General features: G+C 43.9%; 20 protein-coding genes and 1 tRNA gene. 15 read left to right on the top strand and 6 right to left on the bottom strand.

Going from position 1 to position 24,847, the window contains the following annotated elements; genetic code table 11:
* The 9 genes from CAG57_RS13360 to rpoC form a co-directional block, all read left to right on the top strand.
* On the top strand, positions 1 to 280 hold a 280-nt coding region (locus CAG57_RS13360), incomplete at its 5' end, for an elongation factor Tu (protein ID WP_202598685.1).
* A gap of 232 nt (positions 281 to 512) precedes the next feature.
* Complete coding sequence (gene secE, locus CAG57_RS13355) at positions 513 to 893, top strand: preprotein translocase subunit SecE (protein WP_161427539.1); 381 nt, start codon at positions 513 to 515, stop codon at positions 891 to 893.
* Positions 894 to 905: 12 nt separating this feature from the next.
* Positions 906 to 1,454, top strand: coding sequence for a transcription termination/antitermination protein NusG (gene nusG / locus CAG57_RS13350; RefSeq protein ID WP_099610131.1), 549 nt, complete (start codon positions 906 to 908; stop codon positions 1,452 to 1,454).
* Positions 1,455 to 1,609: 155 nt separating this feature from the next.
* Positions 1,610 to 2,038: a 50S ribosomal protein L11 gene (gene rplK / locus CAG57_RS13345; protein WP_021021755.1), complete on the top strand. Its 429-nt coding sequence runs from the start codon at positions 1,610 to 1,612 to the stop codon at positions 2,036 to 2,038.
* Between the two features lie 4 nt (positions 2,039 to 2,042).
* Entirely contained in the window at positions 2,043 to 2,744 is a 702-nt protein-coding gene (gene rplA, locus CAG57_RS13340; RefSeq protein ID WP_099610132.1) for a 50S ribosomal protein L1, read from the top strand.
* Between the two features lie 271 nt (positions 2,745 to 3,015).
* Positions 3,016 to 3,510, top strand: coding sequence for a 50S ribosomal protein L10 (gene rplJ / locus CAG57_RS13335; protein ID WP_099610133.1), 495 nt, complete (start codon positions 3,016 to 3,018; stop codon positions 3,508 to 3,510).
* A 59-nt stretch (positions 3,511 to 3,569) separates the two neighbouring features.
* The gene (gene rplL, locus CAG57_RS13330; RefSeq protein WP_099610134.1) at positions 3,570 to 3,938 is read left to right on the top strand and encodes a 50S ribosomal protein L7/L12; all 369 of its coding nucleotides are present in this window, start codon (positions 3,570 to 3,572) and stop codon (positions 3,936 to 3,938) included.
* 241 nt (positions 3,939 to 4,179) lie between these two features.
* A complete protein-coding gene (gene rpoB, locus CAG57_RS13325) occupies positions 4,180 to 8,208 on the top strand; it encodes a DNA-directed RNA polymerase subunit beta (RefSeq protein ID WP_161427540.1) in 4,029 nt (1,342 codons plus the stop codon).
* Positions 8,209 to 8,308: 100 nt separating this feature from the next.
* Positions 8,309 to 12,511 carry a DNA-directed RNA polymerase subunit beta' gene (gene rpoC / locus CAG57_RS13320; protein ID WP_161427541.1) on the top strand — a complete coding sequence of 1,401 codons (4,203 nt, stop codon included), beginning with the start codon at positions 8,309 to 8,311 and terminating at the stop codon, positions 12,509 to 12,511.
* Between the two features lie 90 nt (positions 12,512 to 12,601).
* On the opposite strand, the gene rsd is transcribed toward rpoC, so the two are convergent.
* On the bottom strand, positions 12,602 to 13,090 hold the full coding sequence (gene rsd, locus CAG57_RS13315; protein WP_099610135.1) for a sigma D regulator: 489 nt from the start codon (positions 13,088 to 13,090) through the stop codon (positions 12,602 to 12,604).
* Between the two features lie 178 nt (positions 13,091 to 13,268).
* On the opposite strand from rsd, the gene nudC reads away from it, so the two are divergent.
* The 4 genes from nudC to CAG57_RS13295 all read left to right on the top strand — a co-directional run bounded on the left by nudC (position 13,269) and on the right by CAG57_RS13295 (position 17,187).
* Positions 13,269 to 14,093 (top strand): NAD(+) diphosphatase, encoded by an 825-nt coding sequence (nudC, locus tag CAG57_RS13310; protein WP_099610136.1) that lies wholly within the window; start codon positions 13,269 to 13,271, stop codon positions 14,091 to 14,093.
* A 217-nt stretch (positions 14,094 to 14,310) separates the two neighbouring features.
* On the top strand, positions 14,311 to 15,375 hold the full coding sequence (hemE, locus tag CAG57_RS13305; protein ID WP_099610137.1) for a uroporphyrinogen decarboxylase: 1,065 nt from the start codon (positions 14,311 to 14,313) through the stop codon (positions 15,373 to 15,375).
* Positions 15,376 to 15,500: 125 nt separating this feature from the next.
* Positions 15,501 to 16,136: a TetR/AcrR family transcriptional regulator gene (locus CAG57_RS13300; RefSeq protein WP_099610138.1), complete on the top strand. Its 636-nt coding sequence runs from the start codon at positions 15,501 to 15,503 to the stop codon at positions 16,134 to 16,136.
* A 91-nt stretch (positions 16,137 to 16,227) separates the two neighbouring features.
* Positions 16,228 to 17,187, top strand: coding sequence for an acetyltransferase (locus tag CAG57_RS13295; RefSeq protein WP_099610139.1), 960 nt, complete (start codon positions 16,228 to 16,230; stop codon positions 17,185 to 17,187).
* Between the two features lie 9 nt (positions 17,188 to 17,196).
* On the opposite strand, the gene CAG57_RS13290 is transcribed toward CAG57_RS13295, so the two are convergent.
* From CAG57_RS13290 to rsgA, 5 genes are all read right to left on the bottom strand, one after another.
* Entirely contained in the window at positions 17,197 to 18,327 is a 1,131-nt protein-coding gene (locus CAG57_RS13290) for a murein hydrolase activator EnvC family protein (protein ID WP_161427542.1), read from the bottom strand.
* Between the two features lie 174 nt (positions 18,328 to 18,501).
* Entirely contained in the window at positions 18,502 to 20,034 is a 1,533-nt protein-coding gene (gene gpmM / locus CAG57_RS13285; protein ID WP_161427543.1) for a 2,3-bisphosphoglycerate-independent phosphoglycerate mutase, read from the bottom strand.
* A 141-nt stretch (positions 20,035 to 20,175) separates the two neighbouring features.
* A complete protein-coding gene (locus CAG57_RS13280) occupies positions 20,176 to 21,591 on the bottom strand; it encodes an SLC13 family permease (protein WP_161427544.1) in 1,416 nt (471 codons plus the stop codon).
* A 163-nt stretch (positions 21,592 to 21,754) separates the two neighbouring features.
* Positions 21,755 to 22,612, bottom strand: coding sequence for an archaetidylserine decarboxylase (asd, locus tag CAG57_RS13275; protein WP_099610141.1), 858 nt, complete (start codon positions 22,610 to 22,612; stop codon positions 21,755 to 21,757).
* Between the two features lie 100 nt (positions 22,613 to 22,712).
* Complete coding sequence (gene rsgA / locus CAG57_RS13270; RefSeq protein ID WP_161427545.1) at positions 22,713 to 23,777, bottom strand: small ribosomal subunit biogenesis GTPase RsgA; 1,065 nt, start codon at positions 23,775 to 23,777, stop codon at positions 22,713 to 22,715.
* A gap of 139 nt (positions 23,778 to 23,916) precedes the next feature.
* On the opposite strand from rsgA, the gene orn reads away from it, so the two are divergent.
* Positions 23,917 to 24,462 carry an oligoribonuclease gene (orn, locus tag CAG57_RS13265; protein ID WP_099610143.1) on the top strand — a complete coding sequence of 182 codons (546 nt, stop codon included), beginning with the start codon at positions 23,917 to 23,919 and terminating at the stop codon, positions 24,460 to 24,462.
* Between the two features lie 223 nt (positions 24,463 to 24,685).
* A tRNA-Gly gene (locus CAG57_RS13260) sits at positions 24,686 to 24,761 on the top strand.
* Positions 24,762 to 24,847 lie beyond the last annotated feature (86 nt).

Below are 24,847 nucleotides of genomic sequence, written 5' to 3'. Positions count from 1 at the left end.
CACTAAGTTTGAATCAGAAGTTTACGTTCTATCTAAAGATGAAGGTGGCCGTCATACTCCATTCTTCAAAGGTTACCGTCCACAGTTCTACTTCCGTACAACAGACGTAACCGGTAACATCGAGTTACCAGAAGGCGTAGAAATGGTAATGCCAGGCGACAACATCAAAATGGTTGTAGAGCTAATTGCTCCAATCGCGATGGACGAAGGTCTACGTTTTGCGATTCGTGAAGGTGGCCGTACTGTTGGTGCAGGTGTTGTAGCGAAGATCATCGCTTAATCACAGTTTCTGTGAAGAATGATTTGACTATACCGTAGTAAAAAGGGCATCATTTGATGCCCTTTTTCTGCACTGCTAGTTATTTCGTTGATTTATCAAACGCTAGCATGGATTTTGGGGCTGAGAATAATCTTGGTCAAATAGTATGTCAGCGTAGTTGCTGATGAAATGGATTTGCCCTGCAACAGCGGGGCTGTTGTCGTCTATAGTTAGACTTGTGACAGGTTGGTTTATGAAAGCTAATAATGCTGAAGCTCCTGATAGCTCAAATGCGCTAGATACAATGAAGTGGGTCATCACTTTTGTATTGCTTGCTGCTGCTGTTGTGGGTAATTACCTGTATGGTGAGTTGTCGGTTGTCGCTCGTGCTGCGGGTGTTATTGTGTTAATTGCAGTGGCTCTTGGGGTTGCTGCAACGACTTTTAAAGGTAAAGCTGCGATTGTGTTTGCACGCGAATCTCGCATGGAGGTCCGCAAAGTGGTGTGGCCAACACGGCAAGAAACCATGCAAACGACACTGATCGTGTTAGCTGTAAGTATTGTAATGGCTCTGGTTCTTTGGGGCATTGACGGCATTATGGTTCGTCTTGTTGCTTTTGTAACTGGAGTATAGAGGGTTTAATACATGAGTGAAGCTCCAAAAAAACGCTGGTATGTCGTTCAAGCCTTTTCTGGGTTTGAAGGCCGTGTCGCTCAATCACTTCGTGAGCATATCAAAATGCATGGAATGGAAGAACACTTTGGTGAAGTTCTTGTTCCAACCGAAGAAGTGGTGGAAATGCGCGCGGGCCAACGTCGTAAGAGCGAGCGTAAATTCTTTCCAGGTTACGTGCTGGTTCAAATGATCATGAATGATGAGTCATGGCACTTGGTACGTAGCGTTCCTCGTGTAATGGGCTTCATTGGTGGCACGTCAGATCGTCCAGCACCGATCACAGATAAAGAAGCTGATGCGATATTGAACCGTCTGGAAAAAGCGAGTGAGTCTCCACGTCCGAAAACGATGTTTGAGGCGGGTGAAGTGGTTCGTGTTACAGAAGGTCCGTTTGCCGACTTCAATGGTACAGTCGAAGAAGTTGATTATGAGAAAAACCGTCTGAAAGTTTCTGTGTCAATATTTGGTCGGGCAACACCAGTCGAGCTTGAATTTGGTCAAGTGGAAAAGCTTGATTAAAATATCACCTCTGAGTCTTGTTTAAGGCGTGTCTTTTGACTATAATTTCGCGCCCTTTATTGGTCGTTATCTTTTTTAATGATCTTTAAAACTTGTAAAGTAACTGGGGAGCTGGTCGAGCGATCAGCGTTTGTACCCATAATTTAGGAAATATCATGGCAAAGAAAGTTGAAGCTTATATCAAGCTGCAAGTTGCAGCCGGTATGGCTAACCCAAGTCCACCAGTTGGTCCAGCTCTAGGTCAGCGTGGCGTTAATATTATGGAATTCTGTAAAGCATTTAATGCCAAAACAGAATCTGTAGAGAAGGGTTTACCTATTCCAGTGGTTATCACTGTATATAGTGACCGTTCTTTCACGTTTGAAACTAAGACACCACCTGCTGCTGTTTTATTGAAGAAAGCGGCTGGGGTTAAGTCTGGTTCAGGTCGTCCTAACACTGAAAAAGTGGGTACTGTTACTGACGCTCAAATCCAAGAAATCGCAGAAACTAAAGCTGCAGATATGACTGGTGCTGATATCGAAGCGATGAAACGTTCTATTGCGGGTACTGCTCGTTCAATGGGCCTAGTGGTTGAGGGTTAAGATAATGGCAAAACTAACTAAGCGCATGCGTACTATTCGCGAAAAAGTGGATGTAACTAAAGAATACGAAATCAACGAAGCGGTTGCTCTTCTAAAAGAACTCGCAACGGCTAAATTCGTAGAATCTGTTGACGTTGCTGTTAATCTAGGTATCGACGCTCGTAAATCGGACCAAAACGTACGTGGTGCAACTGTACTACCACATGGTACTGGTCGTGACGTTCGCGTTGCAGTATTCACTCAAGGTGCTAACGCTGAAGCAGCTAAAGCGGCTGGTGCGGACCTAGTGGGTATGGAAGATCTTGCTGAGCAAGTGAAAAAAGGCGAAATGAACTTTGACGTAGTCATTGCTTCTCCTGATGCAATGCGCGTTGTCGGTCAACTCGGTACAATCCTTGGTCCTCGTGGTCTGATGCCAAACCCAAAAGTTGGTACTGTAACTCCTAACGTTGCTGAAGCAGTGAAAAATGCTAAAGCGGGTCAGGTTCGTTATCGTAATGACAAAAACGGCATTATCCATACCACGATCGGTAAAGTATCTTTCGAAACAGAACAACTTAAAGAGAACCTAGAGGCTCTTCTTGTTGCGCTTAAGAAAGCAAAACCATCATCAGCTAAAGGCACTTACGTTAAGAAAGTAAGTATCTCTACGACGATGGGCGCAGGTGTTGCTGTTGATCAGAATACTCTGGCGACTCAAGCATAATTCATTTGCTTAGGTGCGAGATTGATGTATAATCTTGCGCCTAATATTTGTGGTTGGGGCTGAACTTTGGTTCTTTGAACTATGACCCAGTCTCCGTCCAAGACCGTAGGCGTTATCAATTAGATAACTTAATAAAACCTACGTAGATGGTGCCCGAACTGACAGAAAGCTCTAATTTTTTATTAAGTTAACTTTCTTCTGGGACTGCACCGAATAAGCTCTCATTATTATTAATAGTGAGTGGTGTAATAACAACCAGGAGCAATCCAAGATGGCTTTAAACCTTCAAGACAAACAAGCAATTGTTGCTGAAGTCAACGAAGCGGCCAGTGGTGCACTTTCTGCAGTTGTTGCTGACTCTCGCGGTGTTCAAGTAGCTGCGTTAACAACTCTACGTAAACAAGCGCGTGAAGCGGGCGTTTACATGAAAGTTGTGCGTAATACACTTGCACGTCGTGCGGTAGAAGGCACAGCTTACGAATGCCTAAAAGAGGTATTTGTAGGCCCTACTTTGATTGGCTTTTCTAACGAGCACCCAGGTGCTGCGGCGCGTCTCTTTAAAGACTTCGCTAAAGATAATAAAGCATTTGAAATCAAAGCAGCTGCATACGAAGGCGCATTAACTGACGTTGAAGTACTAGCGACACTACCAACTTACGACGAAGCAATTGCACGCTTAATGATGTGCATGAAAGAAGCTTCTGCAGGCAAGCTGGCACGTACTATCGCTGCTATCCGCGATCAAAAAGAAGCAGCCGCAGCTTAATTGCCTTGCTTTTCACTGATTGCCAAATAAACTTATTGTTGACTTAAAAGAGAATTGTTATGTCTATTACTAACGAGCAAATCCTAGACGCTATTGCAGAAATGTCTGTAATGCAAGTTGTTGAACTTATCTCTGCTATGGAAGAGAAGTTTGGTGTTTCTGCTGCTGCTGCAGTTGTTGCTGGTGGCGCTGCTGCTGGTGCGGCTGTTGAAGAGCAAACTGAATTCGACGTAATCCTAACTGCTGCTGGCGGTAACAAAGTTGCTGTAATTAAAGCAGTACGTGGCGCAACTGGTCTTGGTTTGAAAGAAGCTAAAGCTCTAGTTGATGGCGCTCCAGCACCTCTGAAAGAAGGCGTTGAGAAAGCTGAAGCTGAAGCTCTTAAAGCTCAGCTAGAAGAAGCTGGTGCAACTGTTGAAATTAAGTAATTATTACTTAATTGTTTAGCCGAAAGGCTAACGGCTGGTGGTTTGTTGACCACCGGCCTTTTTGCGCTGTAGGGTATGGGCGAATTTTCCCGCTGTTTAAGCGTTCCATATCCATGCAAAAAGCATCTCATTCTAACGAAATAAGATGTCACTACAGTAAACAGCGATTTAGTCACTGTCCTACTCCTTTATAGACAAAGGCGGACAGTTTGGGTCACTTATCAGCGAGCTGAGGAACCCCATGGTTTACTCTTATACCGAGAAAAAGCGCATCCGTAAGGACTTTGGTACTCGTCCACAAGTGTTGGACATTCCATACCTGCTATCGATCCAGCTTGATTCATTCGAAAAATTTATCGAACAGGATCCAGAGGGACAATACGGTCTTGAAGCTGCTTTTCGTTCTGTTTTTCCAATTCAGAGCTATAACGGCAATTCAGAGCTGCAATACGTTAGCTACCGTCTTGGTGAGCCAGTTTTTGACGTTAAAGAATGTCAAATCCGTGGTGTAACTTATTCAAAACCGCTACGTGTAAAACTACGTTTAGTGATTTTTGATAAAGACGCGCCAGCAGGTACTGTCAAAGATATTAAAGAACAAGAAGTCTACATGGGTGAAATTCCACTCATGACAGATAATGGTACCTTTGTAATTAATGGTACCGAGAGGGTTATCGTATCCCAGCTGCACCGAAGCCCAGGCGTGTTCTTCGACAGCGATAAGGGTAAGACCCACTCTTCTGGTAAAGTGCTCTATAATGCACGTGTTATCCCTTACCGTGGTTCATGGCTCGATTTTGAATTCGATCCTAAGGACAACCTATACGTTCGTATCGACCGCCGTCGTAAGTTACCTGCATCGATCATTCTTCGTGCTTTAGGTAAAACGACAGAGGAGATCCTCGATATCTTCTTCGAAAAAGTGAATTTCGAAGTCAAAGACCAAACTCTAATGATGGAATTGGTCCCTGAGCGCTTGCGTGGTGAAACGGCAACGTTTGATATCGAAGCCGATGGTAAGGTTTATGTTGAGAAAGGCCGCCGAGTTACTGCGCGTCATATTCGCCAGTTAGAAAAAGATAACGTTAGCTTCATTGAAGTACCTGTTGACTATATTGTCGGAAAAGTCTCCTCAAAAGATTATATCAATGAAGCGACTGGAGAAGTGATTGTTGCGGCTAACCAAGAAGTTAGCCTTGAAGCATTAGCTAATCTATCGCAAGCCGGTTATAAGAAACTTGAAGTTCTCTTTACCAATGATCTTGATCACGGTCCGTTCATGTCGGAAACCTTGCGTATCGACAGCACGTCAGACCGTATTTCTGCATTAGTAGAGATTTACCGCATGATGCGCCCTGGCGAGCCACCAACAAAAGAAGCCGCAGAATCATTATTTGAAAGCTTGTTCTTCTCGCCAGAACGCTATGATCTTTCAACTGTTGGACGTATGAAGTTCAACAGTTCTATTGAGCGCGATGGTGCGGAAGAGCAAGGCACACTCGATGAAACCGATATCATCGAAGTGATGAAAAAGCTGATCTCGATTCGTAATGGTAAAGGCGAAGTGGATGACATCGACCACTTAGGCAACCGCCGTATTCGTAGTGTTGGCGAAATGGCAGAAAACCAATTCCGTGTTGGGCTTGTTCGTGTTGAACGTGCAGTGAAAGAACGTCTAAGTCTAGGCGATCTTGATAATGTGATGCCACAAGATCTGATCAACGCGAAACCGATTTCTGCTGCTGTTAAAGAATTCTTTGGTTCTTCTCAGCTCTCTCAATTTATGGATCAGAACAACCCGCTGTCAGAAGTCACGCACAAGCGTCGTATTTCTGCATTGGGCCCTGGCGGTCTGACTCGTGAGCGTGCTGGTTTCGAAGTTCGTGACGTACACGTAACGCACTATGGTCGTCTGTGTCCAATCGAAACACCGGAAGGTCCAAACATCGGTTTGATTAACTCTTTGTCTGCGTTTGCACGTTGCAATGAGTACGGTTTCTTAGAAACGCCTTATCGCCGTGTAGTTGATGGTGTGGTGACGGATGAAGTCGATTACTTGTCTGCAATCGAAGAAGGCCAATTTGTTATCGCTCAGGCGAACGCAAAATTGACCGATGAAAACCGTTTTGCTGATGAGCTGATTACGGCGCGTCAAAAAGGCGAATCTGGCCTGCATCCTCGTGAACATGTTGACTACATGGATGTTGCGACTAACCAAGTGGTTTCTATTGCAGCATCACTCATTCCGTTCCTAGAACACGATGATGCGAACCGTGCTTTGATGGGTGCGAACATGCAACGTCAGGCGGTTCCAACTTTACGCTCAGAGAAACCACTTGTTGGTACGGGTATTGAGCGCAATGTAGCGGTTGACTCTGGCGTAACTGCGGTAGCGAAACGTGGTGGTATGATCCAGTCAGTTGATGCTTCACGTATTGTTGTCAAAGTAAACGAAGAAGAGTTAATTCCTGGTGAAGCAGGTATCGACATCTACAATCTGACCAAATACACCCGTTCTAACCAGAACACTTGTATCAACCAGCGTCCATGTGTGATGCCAGGTGAACCGGTGGCTCGTGGTGACGTACTAGCAGACGGTCCTTCAACTGACCTTGGCGAATTGGCTCTTGGCCAAAACATGCGTATCGCATTCATGCCTTGGAATGGTTACAACTTCGAAGACTCGATCTTAGTTTCCGAACGCGTAGTTCAAGATGACCGCTTTACCACTATTCACATTCAAGAACTGTCTTGTGTGGCTCGTGATACTAAGCTGGGTGCCGAAGAGATCACTGCAGATATTCCAAACGTTGGTGAAGCTGCACTGTCTAAACTAGATGAGTCTGGCATCGTATACATCGGTGCAGAAGTAAAAGGCGGCGACATTCTGGTTGGTAAAGTAACACCAAAAGGTGAAACTCAGCTAACGCCAGAAGAGAAACTCTTGCGTGCTATCTTTGGTGAGAAAGCATCTGATGTAAAAGATACGTCATTACGTGTTCCAAACTCTGTTGCTGGTACGGTTATCGACGTGCAAGTCTTTACTCGCGATGGTGTAGAAAAAGACAAACGTGCGCTTGAAATCGAGCACATGCAGTTAAAAGAAGCGAAGAAAGATCTAACCGAAGAATTCCAGATTCTGGAAGGTGGTTTGCTTGCTCGTGTTCGTTCTGTATTGCTAGCGGGTGGTTACTCTGAAGCGAAATTAGATGCGATTGAACGTAAAAAATGGCTTGAGCAAACACTGGCCGATGACGAGCTACAATCTCAGCTAGAGCAGCTTGCTGAACAATGGGATGAGCTAAAGGCTGATTTCGATAAGAAATTTGAAGCTAAACGCCGTAAGATTACTCAAGGTGATGATTTAGCACCGGGCGTACTGAAGATCGTCAAAGTTTATTTAGCGGTCAAACGTCGCATTCAACCTGGTGATAAAATGGCGGGTCGTCATGGTAACAAAGGTGTTATCTCGAAGATCAACCCTGTTGAAGACATGCCTTACGATGAAAATGGTCAACCTGTCGATATCGTACTCAACCCACTGGGCGTACCATCGCGGATGAACATTGGTCAGATCTTAGAAGTTCACTTAGGTTTGGCGGCGAAAGGTATTGGTGACAAGATCAACCAGATGATCAAAGAGCAGCAAGAATTAGCTAAACTGCGTGAATTCTTGCAAAAAGTGTATGATCTGGGTGAAACCCGTCAGAAAGTAGACATTGCCACATTATCGGACGATGAAGTTCGTACCTTGGCAAATAACTTGCGAAATGGTTTACCAGTAGCAACTCCTGTTTTTGATGGCGCGAATGAAACTTCTATCAAAGCTATGTTGCAATTGGCTGATTTACCAACATCAGGACAGTTAACTCTGTTTGATGGTCGCACAGGTGATGCTTTCGAACGTCCTGTAACGGTTGGTTATATGTACATGCTGAAATTGAACCACTTAGTGGACGATAAAATGCATGCGCGTTCAACGGGTTCTTACAGCTTGGTCACTCAACAGCCATTGGGCGGTAAAGCCCAGTTCGGTGGTCAACGTTTCGGTGAGATGGAAGTGTGGGCATTAGAAGCTTATGGTGCAGCTTATACACTACAAGAAATGCTCACCGTTAAGTCTGATGACGTTAACGGCCGGACGAAGATGTATAAGAACATCGTAGATGGTAACCACGCGATGGAACCTGGTATGCCAGAATCGTTTAACGTTCTGTTAAAAGAGATTCGCTCGCTAGGTATCAACATCGAGTTAGAAGACGAAGAGTAAACCTTAAGGTTCCCCTATGGGGGACCAAACAGGTTTTCTGGTAGGAAGGTGCTCGCTACATTACGCAGCGGGCCCTTTTAACTCCTTACAGGAGCTGATTGTGAAAGACTTATTAAACTTTCTAAAAGCACAGCATAAGACTGAAGAATTTGATGCAATCAAAATCGGTCTATCTTCACCAGACATGATCCGTTCATGGTCTTTTGGTGAAGTGAAAAAACCTGAAACGATCAACTATCGTACGTTCAAGCCTGAACGTGATGGTCTGTTCTGTGCGCGTATTTTTGGTCCGGTAAAAGACTACGAATGTCTTTGTGGCAAATATAAGCGTCTGAAACACCGTGGTGTGATTTGTGAGAAGTGTGGCGTTGAAGTAACCCAGACTAAAGTTCGTCGTGACCGTATGGGTCACATCGAGCTTGCTTCACCGGTTGCACACATCTGGTTCTTAAAATCATTGCCATCGCGCATTGGTTTATTAATGGATATGCCTTTACGTGATATCGAACGTGTTCTTTACTTCGAAATGTACGTAGTGACTGAACCGGGCATGACAGATCTTGAACGCGGTCAGATGCTGACTGAAGAAGAGTATCTGGATCGCTTGGAAGAGTGGGGCGATGAATTCACGGCAAAAATGGGTGCGGAAGCGATTAAAGATCTCTTATCGTCCATGGATTTGCAAGTGGAAACAGAGCAGATGCGTGAAGAATTAGAGACGACGAACTCTGAAACTAAGCGCAAAAAAGTCACTAAACGTTTGAAGCTGGTTGAAGCATTCCTGGCCTCTGGTAACAAGCCAGAGTGGATGATTTTGACGGTGCTTCCGGTACTTCCGCCAGATCTACGTCCTCTAGTACCACTAGACGGTGGTCGCTTTGCGACGTCTGATCTGAACGACCTATACCGTCGCGTAATCAACCGTAACAACCGTTTGAAGCGCCTGCTAGAGCTTGCTGCTCCGGACATCATCGTACGTAACGAAAAACGTATGTTGCAAGAGTCTGTTGACGCACTACTCGACAACGGTCGTCGCGGCCGCGCGATCACAGGTTCAAACAAGCGTCCGTTGAAATCTCTTGCTGATATGATCAAGGGTAAGCAAGGTCGTTTCCGTCAGAACCTGCTAGGTAAACGTGTAGACTACTCTGGCCGTTCAGTAATCACAGTCGGTCCATACCTTCGTCTACACCAGTGTGGTCTTCCTAAGAAGATGGCACTTGAGCTATTCAAACCATTCATTTACAGCAAGTTAGAGACTCGTGGCCTAGCGACGACAATCAAAGCTGCGAAGAAAATGGTTGAGCGTGAAGAAGCGGTCGTTTGGGATATCTTAGACGAAGTGATCCGTGAACACCCAGTGCTACTCAACCGTGCACCGACACTGCACCGTCTAGGTATCCAAGCGTTTGAACCAGTACTGATCGAAGGCAAAGCCATTCAGTTACACCCACTCGTTTGTGCGGCGTACAACGCGGACTTCGATGGTGACCAAATGGCGGTTCACGTGCCTCTAACACTAGAAGCACAGCTTGAAGCGCGTACCCTAATGATGTCGACTAACAATATTCTGTCGCCAGCATCCGGTGATCCGATCATCGTTCCTTCACAGGACGTTGTATTGGGCTTGTACTATATGACGCGTGAAAAGATCAATGCCAAAGGCGAGGGGATGTACCTTGCTGGCCCAGCTGAGGCCGAAAAGGCATATCGTACGAAGAGCGCTGAACTGCATGCTCGCGTAAAAGTACGTATCACTGAAACCGTTGTCGATGAAGACGGTAACAGTACCACTGAAACTAAGATGGTTGATACCACGGTTGGTCGTGCCATGTTATGGCAAATCGTACCGAAAGGTCTGCCATTTAGTATCGTGAACCAGAAGTTAGGTAAGAAGCAAATTTCTAACCTACTCAACGAGGCTTATCGTAAGCTTGGTCTAAAAGATACGGTAATTTTTGCCGACCAAATCATGTATACCGGCTTTGCTTATGCTGCACTATCAGGTGTGTCTGTTGGTATCGATGATATGGTTGTACCAGCCGCTAAATATACTGAAATTGCTGAAGCGGAAGAAGAAGTCCGTGAAATTCAAGAGCAATTCCAGTCAGGTTTGGTAACTGCTGGTGAACGCTACAACAAAGTGATTGATATTTGGGCATCAACCAATGATCGCGTTGCGAAAGCGATGATGGAAAACCTTTCATCTGAACTGGTTGTCAACCGCGACGGTGAGCAAGAACGTCAAGAATCGTTTAACAGCATCTATATGATGGCTGACTCGGGTGCTCGTGGTTCTGCGGCGCAGATTCGTCAGCTTGCGGGTATGCGTGGTCTAATGGCTCGTCCGGATGGCTCGATTATTGAAACGCCAATTACCGCGAACTTTAAAGAAGGTCTGAACGTACTTCAGTACTTTATCTCAACCCACGGTGCGCGTAAGGGGCTAGCTGATACCGCATTGAAAACCGCGAACTCGGGTTATTTGACTCGTCGTTTAGTGGATGTAGCACAAGATGTTGTGGTTACTGAGCACGACTGTGGTACTCATGAAGGCGTTGATATGATGCCTCACATTGAGGGTGGTGACGTTAAAGTTCCGCTAACTGAGCTTGCTCTTGGTCGTGTGGTTGCAGAAGATATTCTGAAACCAGGTACAGAAGAAGTGCTTGTGCCGCGTAACACGCTGTTGGATGAGAAATGGTGTCAAATTCTGAACGATAACTCAGTTGACCGTATCCGTGTTCGTTCAGTCGTAACCTGTGACGCTGACTTTGGTTGTTGCGCTCTGTGTTATGGTCGTGATTTGGCTCGTGGTCATTTAGTGAACCAAGGCGAAGCTGTCGGTGTTATTGCCGCTCAGTCTATCGGTGAACCAGGTACACAGTTGACGATGCGTACGTTCCACATCGGTGGTGCAGCATCGACTGCAGCAGCAGAAAACAGCATTCAAGCGAAGAACAAAGGTTCGGTGAAGCTGCATAACGCGAAGTTCGTAACCAATAAAAATGGTAAGTTAGTGATCACATCACGTGCTTCTGAACTGACTATTATTGATGAGTTTGGTCGTACTAAAGAGAAACACAAACTGCCATACGGTTCGTTATTAAGCAAAGCTGATAATCAAGCTGTTGATGTTGGTGAAGTTATTGCTAACTGGGAAGCACATACACTCCCTATCATTACTGAGGTAGCTGGTCGTATTCAATTTGTTGATATGATCGATGGTGTGACTGTTTCTCGTCAAACCGATGATCTAACCGGTTTATCTTCAAGTGAAGTGACTGAACCTGCGGCGCGCCCTGCAGCGGGTAAAGATATGCGTCCTGCGATTAAATTGGTTGATGAAAAAGGAAAAGATGTATTGATTCCTGGCACTGATATGCCAGCACAATATTTCCTACCTGGTAAAGCGATTGTCAATATCGAAGACGGTGCAGAAGTAAACATTGGTGATACACTGGCGCGGATTCCTCAGAAATCTGGCGGCAACAAAGATATTACCGGTGGTCTGCCTCGCGTTGCTGACTTATTTGAAGCGCGTAAACCGAAAGAGCCTGCCATTTTGGCAGAACACACCGGTACCGTTTCATTTGGTAAAGAAACCAAAGGTAAGCGTCGCTTGGTTATCACACGTGATGGTGGTGATACTTACGAGGAGATGATTCCTAAGCATCGTCAGCTCAACGTGTTTGAAGGTGAGCGTATTGAACGTGGTGATGTTATTGCTGATGGCCCAGAGTCTCCACATGATATTCTGCGTTTGCGTGGTATCCATGCGGTAACGACGTACATCGCTAACGAAGTTCAAGAAGTCTATCGCTTACAAGGCGTTAAGATTAACGATAAACACATTGAAACTATCGTTCGTCAGATGCTGCGTAAGTGTACGATTACTCATGCTGGTGATTCTGAATTCTTACCTGGTGAGCAAGTGGAATACTCACAAGTGAAGATTGCTAATCGTCAGTTAGAGTCTGAAGGTAAAGAGCCTGCACGTTTTGAACGTGAGTTACTGGGTATTACCAAAGCTTCTTTGGCGACTGAATCGTTCATTTCTGCCGCATCATTCCAAGAAACGACACGAGTACTGACCGAGGCTGCCGTATCGGGTAAACGAGATGATTTGCGTGGTCTGAAAGAGAACGTTATCGTTGGCCGTCTGATCCCAGCAGGTACCGGATTTGCGTACCATCAAGATCGTCAAGCTAAGCGTCAAGTAGAAAAAGAAGGCCCATCGGCTGAGCAAGCAACAGATAACCTTGCTGCTTTGCTAAATGCTGGTTTTTCTTCTAATGAGTAATCAATAGTTGAATGAAAAAAGGCACCTTCGGGTGCCTTTTTATTTGGTTTGGAACCATGGAGTAAGTTGGAAAACAGCGCCAACGAAGCTTTATGCTCCAGGTGGAATTGATAAACTATCAGCAATTAACTGAATTAGATAATCTTCCAATTCAAATCGTGATTCGAGCACTTCTCCGACCTTTGATAGATCATCATCAAAAGACTCAAGATCATCTTCGCCACTGAGCGTAGCATAACGGTCAGCAAAATTTAGTAACGGATCATTAGTCTGAGTTATTTGAGCATAAGTTTGGTTGATTTCATCGGTTGCCTTAAATCCAGTGGCTTGCCACTTGTTCATGACCATATCATAGATTTTGAAGTGACCTTCAGAGATATAATCGACGAGCTCTTGGCTAAAGTATTGTATTGCTTGCAGAGAGGGGAGCTCACTAAAGGCCTGATTATCGGGTAGCGGCGCTGTTACTGCCAGTTGGCAATATTCGACTAGCAACTGCTGCCGTTTATCTAACCAGTGATCGATGACATCACTTGAACCACCCCATTGTTCTTGTGTTTTTTTTAACTTCTTTAGCATGGCCACGCCCTCATGATCGGATCATCGATTTGATGATCGTGTCTGCATATGTGTGGTGAAGACCACCATCCTTTGCTTAAACAAGAATTTATAGGCATGGAAATCAAATGACTACAAACTCTGGTATGAAATTAGATTGCCAGTAAAATGGTTGAACTGCAAGCGATCAGGAGTGAGTATGTTAGAAAATAGTGATCAAAAATCGGCTTATTGGTGTGTGGTATCAGGAAGTGAGATCTGGACGGTGAACGATACGATCCCACAAGGCTGCGCTGAGCAGTGGAATCTACCTTCATCACAGGCAGTGCTTATCGGTTATCAACAGGAGGTTCCGATATATTGGATCAATGCTCAAGAAATTGATTGCACCTTAGAAATGACTCATTTACGTGAATTGTTGCATTTCGATGATTCTCTGTTCTTAATGGCGAGTAAAGCGATTCAATATGGCCATATGAGCCAAACCATGCGATTTTGCCCTCAATGTGGTGGACGCAATTACCTTAATCACCATCAATTGGCAATGCAATGTCAGGAATGTCGAACCCTGCATTATCCACGTATTTTCCCCTGCATCATTGTTGCGGTTCGTCATCAGCAGCAAATTCTACTTGCTCAGCATCCTCGTCACCGTAATGGCATGTATACCGTCATCGCTGGGTTTGTTGAAGCAGGTGAAACCTTAGAGCAGTGTGTTGCTAGAGAAATCAAAGAAGAAACCGGTATATTGGTTAAAAATATCCGCTATTTTGGCAGTCAGCCATGGCCCTTTCCTTCCAGTATGATGATGGCTTTTTTAGCGGACTATGCCTCTGGAGAATTAAAGCCAGATTATTCTGAATTAACTGACGCACAATGGTTTTCTGCACAAAGCTTACCACCCCTGGCTCCGAAAGGTACAATCGCTAGAAGCTTAATTGAGCATACTCTTGTCACTATACAGCAAGAGACTGTCGGATCAATTAGCCAAAAAAAACCCTCCACAGTGGGAGGGGGTAAGTAAGATGTCGTTATGAGATGCTGAGTCAGAATAACACTCAGTTATTATTGTAGTTTTCGCTAGCAAACAAATTTGTAACATTGAATGAGGGAGTACGCAAATTAAGCATTGATTTAAAGGTGAATAACTTGATCTCGGTTGCAAAGCTTCCCACGATGGAAGTGAAATCAATGTTAGAATACTTAATAAAATACAGCCAAATAAGAGAAGTGGATAAACCATGACTGAATTAAAAAATGACCGCTATTTGCGTGCATTACTCAAGCAACCTGTCGATTACACTCCGGTATGGATGATGCGTCAAGCCGGACGTTATTTGCCTGAATATCGGGCGACTCGCGCTCAAGCTGGGGATTTTCTGTCACTATGTAAAAATGCAGAGCTCGCTTCTGAAGTCACATTACAGCCGTTACGTCGCTTTTCTCTTGATGCAGCAATCTTATTTTCTGATATTTTGACGATTCCGGATGCGATGGGATTAGGGCTTTACTTTGAAGCGGGAGAAGGGCCAAAATTCAAACGTCCGATAGCTTGTAAGCAAGATGTTGAAAAACTCATAATGCCTGATCCTGAAGGCGAATTACGTTATGTCATGAATGCGGTTCGTCAGATCAAAAAAGATCTAAAAGGTGAAGTCCCTCTCATCGGTTTTTCAGGTAGTCCTTGGACTTTGGCAACTTATATGGTTGAAGGTGGAAGTTCGAAAGCCTTCACAAAGATCAAAAAAATGATGTACGCTGAGCCGCAAACGTTACACTTATTATTGGATAAATTAGCGGATAGCGTCGTCGACTATTTAAATGCGCAAATCAAAGCCGGGGCGCAGTCAGTGATGGTTTTTGATACTTGGGGTGGTGTTTTAACGCCACGTGATTACCAAGATTTTTCACTACGCTATATGCATAAAATCGTTGACGGTTTGATTCGTGAACATGATGGTCGTCAGGTTCCTGTCACTCTGTTTACCAAAAATGGCGGCATGTGGTTAGAGCAAATTGCCGCCACAGGGTGCGACGCAATCGGCCTTGATTGGACAATTAATATTGCCGATGCGAAAGAGCGAGTGGGTGATAAAGTCGCCTTACAGGGGAATATGGATCCATCTATGCTGTATGCTCCTCATGAGCGAATTCGCGACGAAGTTGCAACGATTTTACAAGGGTTTGGTCAAGGAACGGGACATGTCTTTAACTTGGGGCATGGTATTCATTTGGATGTTCCACCAGAAAATGCCGGTGTTTTTGTCGATGCGGTGCATGAACTGTCTAGACCATTCCATCAATAAAGGATTCAACGCCTGCTGGTCAGGCGTTTTTTAAGTCAAACATCGTTTTATGTGCTGAACGGACTTACTTATTCGGCTCATTTATACTCTTAGATAACCCTTTTAAATAAGAATGTCGACGATAGATGAAAACAAAAGATCGAATTGTTCATGCAGCCTTAGCATTATTTAATGAACATGGAGAAAGATCCATCACAACCAATCATATTGCTGCCCATATAGAGATTAGCCCGGGCAATCTCTATTATCATTTTCGTAATAAACAAGAAATCGTACGAGAGATCTTTGCGCTTTATTCTGCGGAATTAATAGAACGTTTTACTCCTTGGCAGCGGCCTTATGAAAGCCTTACGCTTTTGAAGCACTATTTTGATTCAATTTTTACGTTAATGTGGAAATACCGTTTCTTTTACGCCAATTTACCGGAAATTTTGCAGCGAGATGAGCCGTTGCATAATGACTATATTCAAGTACAAGCAAAGCTACAGTCGAATTTAGTTGACATTATGCAGGTATTTGTTGAGATGAAACTGTTAAAACTTGAGCATGATGACATGAAAAAAATGGTGACAACTTTACATTTGATTGCTTCAAGTTGGTTGACTTATCAATCGGCGATGTCTTTAAGTTCAAAAATTACCGAATCGGTTATTCACCAAGGCATGCTACAAATTATTTCTGTCATGAAATCGAATGCGACCGAACAAGGATTAGAACAACTGCAATTATTAGAAGATGGCGTGCGGATTATGCATGTTTAATTGCAATGAGATATAACTTTTTTATCTTGCTTGTTCATGCGTAATCACCCTACATTATTGCTATTCATTCTCCTACTTTGGTTGTTTCGCCATGCATTATGATGTGTTCAATGGTGATGCCGACGGTATCATAGCGCTGTTACAGCTACGTCTGGCTAATCCCTGTAATAGTCAATTGATCACCGGGGTTAAGCGAGATATTCAATTATTACAGTCTTTATCCGTAACATCAGCAGACAGTCTTACCGTTTTGGATCTTTCACTGGCAAAAAATGTGCTAGATTTACAGCGAATTTTGGATAGCGGGGCTCAGGTTTTTTACGCCGACCATCACCAAACGGGCCCTATCCCTATTCATCCGAACCTTACGACAGCGATTGATTTAAGTGCAAATACTTGTACTGGATTGATTATTGATCGTCTGCTAAATGGACAATATCACCATTGGGCGATTACTGCTGCGTACGGCGATAATTTACTTGAAATCGGGGATCATCTCGCTGGCTTAGCCGGTTTAACGAGCTTGCAATCAGAGCAGTTAAAGCGATTAGGCACCTTAATCAATTACAATGGTTATGGGCAATCACTGCAAGATTTACATTATCACCCAGCGGATTTATTCCGTGCTTTACTTGACTATCCTTCTCCATTTGAGCTGATTGCTGAGCCTCTCTCTCCTTATTCCATATTAGATCAGTGTTATCAACAAGATATGGAGCAAGTCCTTGCTGTCCCTGCGTATTATGAAAGTCGTGTATTACGTGTTTTCGAATTGCCAGCGGAAGCGTTATCGCATCGGGTGAGTGGGGTATACAGTAATTTGCTCGCAAACCAACAACATCAAAAGGCGCATTTAGTACTCACTCGGTTAGACAGTGACAGCTATACCGTTTCATTGCGAGCGCCATTAGTCAATAAGCAAGGTGCAGGCACGGTTTGTGCTCAGTTTTCCTCTGGTGGTGGGCGTGAGGCTGCTGGTGGAATTAATCGATTATCTAAACAAGATATTACTCAATTAATTTCAAGCGTTGAAAACTACTACCAAGCTTAATCTACACAATTAACGAGTGAGCCAATGGCGGGGGTTTTCTGCTTTACTGTTACGGCGGATTTCAAAATATAAGGCTGGGCGTGTTTGTCCGCCAGTATCACCTGCCAGTGCAAGTGTTTCCCCAGCTGCTACTTTGTCGCCTTCTTTTTTCATCAGTGATTGGTTATAACCATATAGTGTCATATCACCTTGACCATGATCGAGTAAAATAACTAATCCATAACCTCTTAAATACTCGGCAAAGACAACGGTTCCGGGATAAACCGCCTTAACAGCTTGGCCATAACTAGCATTAATCACCATCCCTTTCCAATCCACTTGTCCGGTTTGTCGCTCACCAAATTGATGTAAAACCTGCCCTTGAATCGGCCAAGGTAGTTTACCTCGTTGTTTGGCAAGTCCATCCATGGGGACTGCATTGCGTTTGGCGGCTTTAGCTATTTCCGCTTTTAAGCGAGTTTCATTACGTTGTAATTCCGCCAGATAGACTTTATCGCCAGAGATGCTTTTGCTAATTGAGGTAATGGTTTGTTGCCGTTTTTGTTGAGTCTTGCTTAATTGATCGCGCTTTTGTGTTTGTTGCTGTAGTAGCGTGGTGATTTGTTCCCGTTCCAACTGGAGTTGGTGTTCATTTTCGTTTAGTGTTTGGCGAGTGGCTTCTAGTTGCTGAATCATTGTCGAGCGACTTTTGGCTAAGTGCTGGTAGTATTGACTCATTCGATCTTGTTCAACACCATTTTTTAATAGATCACCACTGGCTAATGCTCGCCGAGTTACGTAGTACGTCTGCAATAGCTCTGTTAGCTTTTTTGCTTGTTGCTGGTGTTGCTCTTCTAATTGGGTCATGTTTGTCTGAAGGGCTGCGATATTTTTATTTGTATGAGTTAGGTCTTTTTGCGTAGATTGGATCTGTTTTTCTAACTGGGAAATGGACAACTCTTGTTGTTTTAAAGACTGTTGCAGCTGATCTAACTGTTTTTGTCTTTGAGCTAATGATTGTTGCTGACGAGTAATTTCACTTTTTACTCCCGATAGCTCTTGTTGTGATACGGCGTGACTCATAAGAGAAAATAGCATGCTCGCTAAGCAAACGGTTAGTTGAAGGGAGAGAGTCATCCGTTTAAAAATAGAGAAGATCATCTGTTATCGTCATCATCGTAGAAATTGCTGAGCACTTAGTATACTCAAAGTGATGAATGAGGCGAGCAAGATGATGAATACATTTGCTATCTTTTTCAATTATCGTCGAGCTTAACAGAAACGAATAATATAAAAGCCCCAAATGGGGCTTTTATTATGATCTTAATAAAAAGCTTAAGAATAAAGAATTTGACCTGACATTTCGGCAGGAATTTCCATATCACTGAGCGCCAACATAGTTGGAGCAAGATCGGATAATTTACCACCTTGATTTAACGTGATTGCCTTATTACCGACGTAAATCAAAGGAACTGGTAAATTTGTATGCGCAGTATGGATACCGCCAGTTTCTGGATTGACCATCATTTCCGCGTTACCATGATCGGCAGTAATCAGTAATTGACCATCCACTTCTTTGATTGCTTCAACCACTCGACCAATACATTCATCAACGGCTTCACATGCTTTCACCGCGGCATCGTAAACGCCAGTATGCCCCACCATATCGCCATTTGGATAGTTACAGATGATGGCATCATATTTACCTGATTTAATCGCAGCGACCAGTTTATCCGTCAACTCTTTTGAACTCATTTCAGGTTGTAAGTCATAGGTTGCGACTTTAGGAGAGGCAACGAGTTGACGTTCTTCGCCGACAAATTCATTTTCAACACCCCCGTTAAAGAAGAAGGTGACATGAGCATATTTTTCTGTTTCAGAAATACGTAACTGGGTTTTACCTGCTTTAGATAGCCATTCACCGTAAGTGTTTTCAAGTGAAGCGGGTGGGAAAGCGGTAGCTAGCGGAATATCAGCCGCATATTGAGTCAGCATAACAAAGTTGACCGCAGGGAAAACGCTACGTTTGAAGCCATTAAAATCAGCGACAAAAGTGCGAGTAATTTCACGAGCACGGTCGGCACGGTAGTTCAAAAACAGAACGGCATCACCATCTTGCATTGCTGCAGATGCTTGATCTGCCGTGCGAATTTCAGTCGCTTGTACAAACTCGTCATTTTCTTCCCGAGCGTAAGCTGCTTCAAGGCCTGCTACCGCGGAATCGTAGGTAAATTCAGCTTTCGCTTGAGTCAGTAGATCGTACGCTTTTTCAACTCGATCCCAGTTATTATCGCGATCCATTGCGTAATAGCGGCCAACCAAAGAAGCGATGCGACCTTTACCCAGTTTTGTAAATAGGTCTTGGAAACGCTGCAGTGAGTTTTCTGCACTACGCGGCGGGGTATCACGACCATCAAGGAAGCAGTGGAGGTAGATTTTTTCAGCTCCGCGAGCCGCCGCTAATTCGACTGCCGCATAGATGTGATCTTCATGAGAATGTACGCCACCTGGAGACATTAACCCCATTAAGTGTACCGCTTTACCTTCAGCAACGGCTTTATCAATAGCAGTGACAATCGCTTCATTTTGTTGGAACTCACCATCGGCAATTGCTTTCGTTATACGAGTGAGGTCTTGATAAACAATACGACCTGCACCGATGTTGGTATGACCCACTTCAGAGTTACCCATTTGACCGTCAGGAAGGCCCACATCCATGCCTGATGCAGAGATGAGTGTGTGTGGGCAGTTAGCCATCAGGCTATCAATCACTGGTGTATTGGCATTGTTAATGGCGTTGCTACTGTTATCTTGACGGTAGCCCCAACCGTCAAGAATGACTAGAGCCATTGGCTTCTTAGTAGACATAGTTATGACCTCATTAAATTCATAGTAATTAGAAAGTGAAAACTAGCGTAATTTTACTACACTTTACTCGCTTTGCAGTAGGTTAAGATCAACGATTCTCCCTATCAATGCAACAAAACGTTGCCTATTGATCAAAATTAGCTATGTCAGAATCCAAGCCGCTAGATAGACAATACTTAAGCCAATTAAGCCAAGAATGAGGCCAGTTTTCGCCATATCCTTACTTTCAATTAACCCTGTCGAGTAGGCTAGCGAATTGGGGGGGGTTGAAACAGGAAGAATCATACCGAGTGAGGCGGAAAATGCCACAACAATGAGTAGGCCTTGTAACCCTCCGACCGCTGTTAAATTATTCATCGAGATCCCTATCGCCGCGGCAATCGGCATTAATAGGTTAGCGGTTGCTGTATTCGACATAAAGTTAGCCATCAGCCAACAAACAATAGAGAGAGATATCACTACAAACATCGGGGATAAACGTTCATAATCAATGGCGTGGGCTAGCGCTTCAGCTAGGCCTGTATGTTCTAAACCAATGCCAATTGCAATCCCGCCAGCAACGAGCCAAAGTACATCCCAGTTAATCAATTTGAGTTCTTCTTTTCCCATAATTCCTGTTAGTGTGAAAACGGCCAGTGGAATAATCGAAACCACATAAGTATTCATGCCATGTAATGCGGTGGTCATCCATAACACGATCGTAGCCGTAAAGGTGCAATAAACCACCATTGCGCGCCAAGAACGTTGAAAAGTGCCTTGTAATTTAAGTGTCATGGTTGGTTGAGAAGACGGGAAAAAGTATTGCAGCAAAAACCAGGCGATGGTTAATTGGATCAAAACAAAAGGTAACCCTATCATCATCCAAGAGAGGAAGTTTATGCTATGTTCACCCGTTAAATATTGCAGGGCAATGGCGTTCGGTGGTGTGCCAATCGGTGTTGCAATTCCTCCCGTATTTGCTGCAATTGGAATACTCAAGACCAATGCTTTGACACCCAATTCACCTTGAGGGGCGGATGCGACGATAGGCCCTAGTAATGCAAGCATCATTACGGTGGTTGCCGTATTGGACATAAACATAGAGAAAACAGAAGTGATCAACATTAACCCTAGCATAATAAATTTGGGTTGATGGCCAAATGGGCGTAGCAATACTCGAGCTAAGTTATTATCTAATTCATATTTTGAGGCAGCAATCGCCAGTGCAAACCCTCCCATAAATAAGATAATAATCGGTGAGGAAAATGCGCCAAGAATGTCGGTGTAGGGAATTAAATGTCCGACTTCATGTTGCTCTAGCGGTAAGCGAAACCAATGCAGACCTTTATCTGAAATCATAATCAGCTCTAAGGCTATGATTAAAATTGAAGTAGCAAATACAGGGACAGGTTCAAGTACCCAGAGTAGAGCGGCAAGAAGGAAAATGGCTAAGAGCCGATGCTGCACTAAGGTTAAATCTTGAATAGGAATCAGATCAATTGGGAGAGCAAGTACCCCTAGCGGGATAAAAAAACTGATGGCTAACCGGGTCAGAAGCCCAGTAGATAATGTATGCATAAAAGCTTCCTTGGCAAATTTTATCCGAGAACAACTAAGAATAAATCATTCAACAAGAAAGGTCTTAGAGTGCGCTAAAACTTTTACACTTTATGCAACAACTCGCGATGAAAGCGTGCGGATTACCACGGTCACCATTTCAACTAAAATGGCGACCGTAAGGTTAAGCTTTATGGGCGTACGAAGAGCCCAATAACGTTGGAGACTGTAGTTGCATGCTTTCATCAAAGCGAATCGCATCTTTCGCAAACAAGTTAATCACTGTTGATCCTAGTTTAAAGCGCCCCATTTCTTGACCTTTTTGGAGCACGACGGCTTGATGTCCTTGTGGTGGATAATTCCAACGATAGATGGTGTTTCCACGTGGTGGTGTCATCGTGCCAGACCAAACCAGTTCAATGCTTCCGACTATCGTTGCTCCGACTAAAACTTGAGCCAGTGGACCAAATGGCGTGTCAAATATACACACGACTCGCTCGTTACGTGCAAATAGGTTAGGTACATGCTCTGCGGTGAGCGGGTTCACGGAGAAAAGGTCACCGGGCACATAAATCACTTGTCGTAAGGTTCCATCGCAGGGCATATGGACACGATGATAATCACTGGGTGAAAGGTACAAAGTTGCAAAGTCGCCCTCAGCAAACTCTTGAGCTAAATCGGCATCGCCACCGAGTAATTCTTGAGCGGAGAATTGATGACCTTTTGCTTGGATGAGTTGCCCATCAGTAATTGGCCCAAATTGGCTGACACGAGCGTCGGCAGGATGAACCAATACGTCCTCTCCCGAAGCGATAGGACGAACATCAGGCTTGAGTTCACGTACAAAAAACTCATTAAACGTTGAGTAGTACTTAGGATCAGAGTGCAATGCATCATTCATGTTGACGTTATATTGTTTAATAAACCAGCGAATGATGGCTGTAGTTAGCCCGCCTGCTTTTGCTGAAGCGAGCTTTCCAATTAAACGGGTTAAGCCATGTTGTGGGAGCCAATATTGCAGTCCAACTTTTAGTTTATCCATCGTGTACTATTCCAATGTCTTTTCATATTTGGGCGCGAGATGTTACTGAAAATAATCAGTTATGTCAGCAGTTATCCGTAGCTGAGTCAAGTTTATTAACTTATGAGATATCGGCTTTTTTATTTCTTGAGTATTGCCGGTTTGCTTTATTCTCCGACATACTTTCAATGATCCGGTGATAATTTTCAAACCGCTGAGTGCTAATTTCTCCTCGTTCAACCGCGGCTTTCAATAGACAGCCAGGATCATCAAGGTGTTTACAATCTCGAAATTTACACCCACCTAAGTAAGGGCGGAATTCCACATAGGCTTTTGTCACTTCTTCTGCATCTAAATGCCATAATCCGAATTCACGAACGCCAGGAGAATCAATCAAATCTCCTCCGGATGGAATATGATATAAGCGAGCCGCTGTGGTTGTATGCTGGCCGAGTCCTGAGTTTTCAGAAACTTCACCTTCTTCAACTTCTATTTCTAACTGCGGCATTAATGCATTGACTAAGCTCGATTTACCCACACCCGACTGACCAACAAACACGTTAATTCGGTTACGGAGTTTACTTTCTAACTGATCGATATTTTCGCCGCTTTCTTTACTAACAAAGAGGATGTCGTAACCAATTGATTGATAATTATCAAGCTGTTGCTGATAGTGTGAGCGCTGCTCCGGTGTCAGTAAATCTACTTTGTTTAAAACGATCAAGGGAGAAATCGATAATGTTTCCGCAGCAATTAAATAGCGATCAATAATATTAAGAGATAATTCGGGAAGCACAGAAGAAACGATCACCATTTGATTCACGTTTGCCGCCACCGGTTTAAGCCCATCATAATAATCAGGGCGAGTCAGAACGGATGTTCTTGGCTCTACCGCTTCAACCACACCAGAGATTCCAGCTAGCATTTCAGCACCGGGACGCCAGATAACATTATCGCCGGAGACTAAGCTTTCGATACTACGTCGTAAGTTGCAGCGATGAACGAGTCCCGTTGAGGGATCTTCAATATCTGCATGTTGACCAAATCGGCTGATCACTAAGCCTGTTTTTGCATTTTCTAACATCGATTCATCCCATGAAACAGACTCATCGTGTTTGAGTTTTTTATGTTGATTTGTTCTCACTCGACGAACTTGGCTTTTAGTCAGTTTTTTTTTCTTAGTCACTCTGTTCTACTTTCGGTTATTGGCGTTAAACAAGGCCCGCTGAATTGGTAGGCTTCACAAGCCACATGAGGTATCTTGATGATATGTATTTGGGTTATAGTACCTTTTTTATAGGCAAACCCCTATAGGGACGTATTATATGTCTTTTTGCGAACAAAACCTCATTTGGATTGATCTTGAAATGACAGGTCTTAATCCTGATCAACATAAAATTATTGAAATTGCGACAATTGTTACAGATAGCCAACTTACTATTCTTGCTGAAGGGCCGGTGTTAGCGATTCATCAACCCAAATCCGAGCTAGAGAAAATGGATGACTGGTGTACACGAACGCATCATGAAAGTGGATTAGTGGAGCGTGTACGTCAAAGTACAATTAATGAGCAACAGGCAGTCAAGCAGACGCTCGAGTTTTTACGGCAATGGGTTCCAGCCGGTGCTTCACCCATTTGTGGCAATAGTATTGGCCAAGATCGTCGTTTTCTATATCGGCATATGCCAGAATTAGAGAGTTACTTCCATTATCGCTATATTGATGTCAGCACCATTAAAGAACTTACTCGACGTTGGAAGCCTGAAGTGCTGAATGAGTTTTCCAAACAAGGTTCGCATTTAGCGTTAGACGATATTCGAGAATCAATTGCGGAGTTAAAATTTTATCGTTCTACGGTTTTTAAGATATAAATCAGCTTTAGCATCTTGATTTTTAGAGTGACGCCTTATATTAGGTTCGTTATGTCGGGGCACGTATTGTTAATTCTCTCTACTGTCGTTGTTTGATCAGTCGCCTTGTTGCTTCTTTTATCAGCGAATGAGTTAAAAATCATTTTTTTTTGCTTTAACTACTTGCATCACAAAAAAATGCACTTATAATTCGCAGCCCTAAACAGCACAAAACGTTGTTGATGCGACACTAGCTCAGTTGGTAGAGCGCAACCTTGCCAAGGTTGAGGTCACGAGTTCGAACCTCGTGTGTCGCTCCAGAATTAATAGTTGTCATCGTACTCAACGATGAAATGCGACACTAGCTCAGTTGGTAGAGCGCAACCTTGCCAAGGTTGAGGTCACG

Source organism: Vibrio sp. V30_P3S12P165 (assembly GCF_009904905.1).
Lineage (GTDB): Bacteria > Pseudomonadota > Gammaproteobacteria > Enterobacterales > Vibrionaceae > Vibrio > Vibrio fujianensis.
Note: the sequence above shows the minus strand (reverse complement) of the source record. Positions and strands in the feature narration are given on the sequence as shown.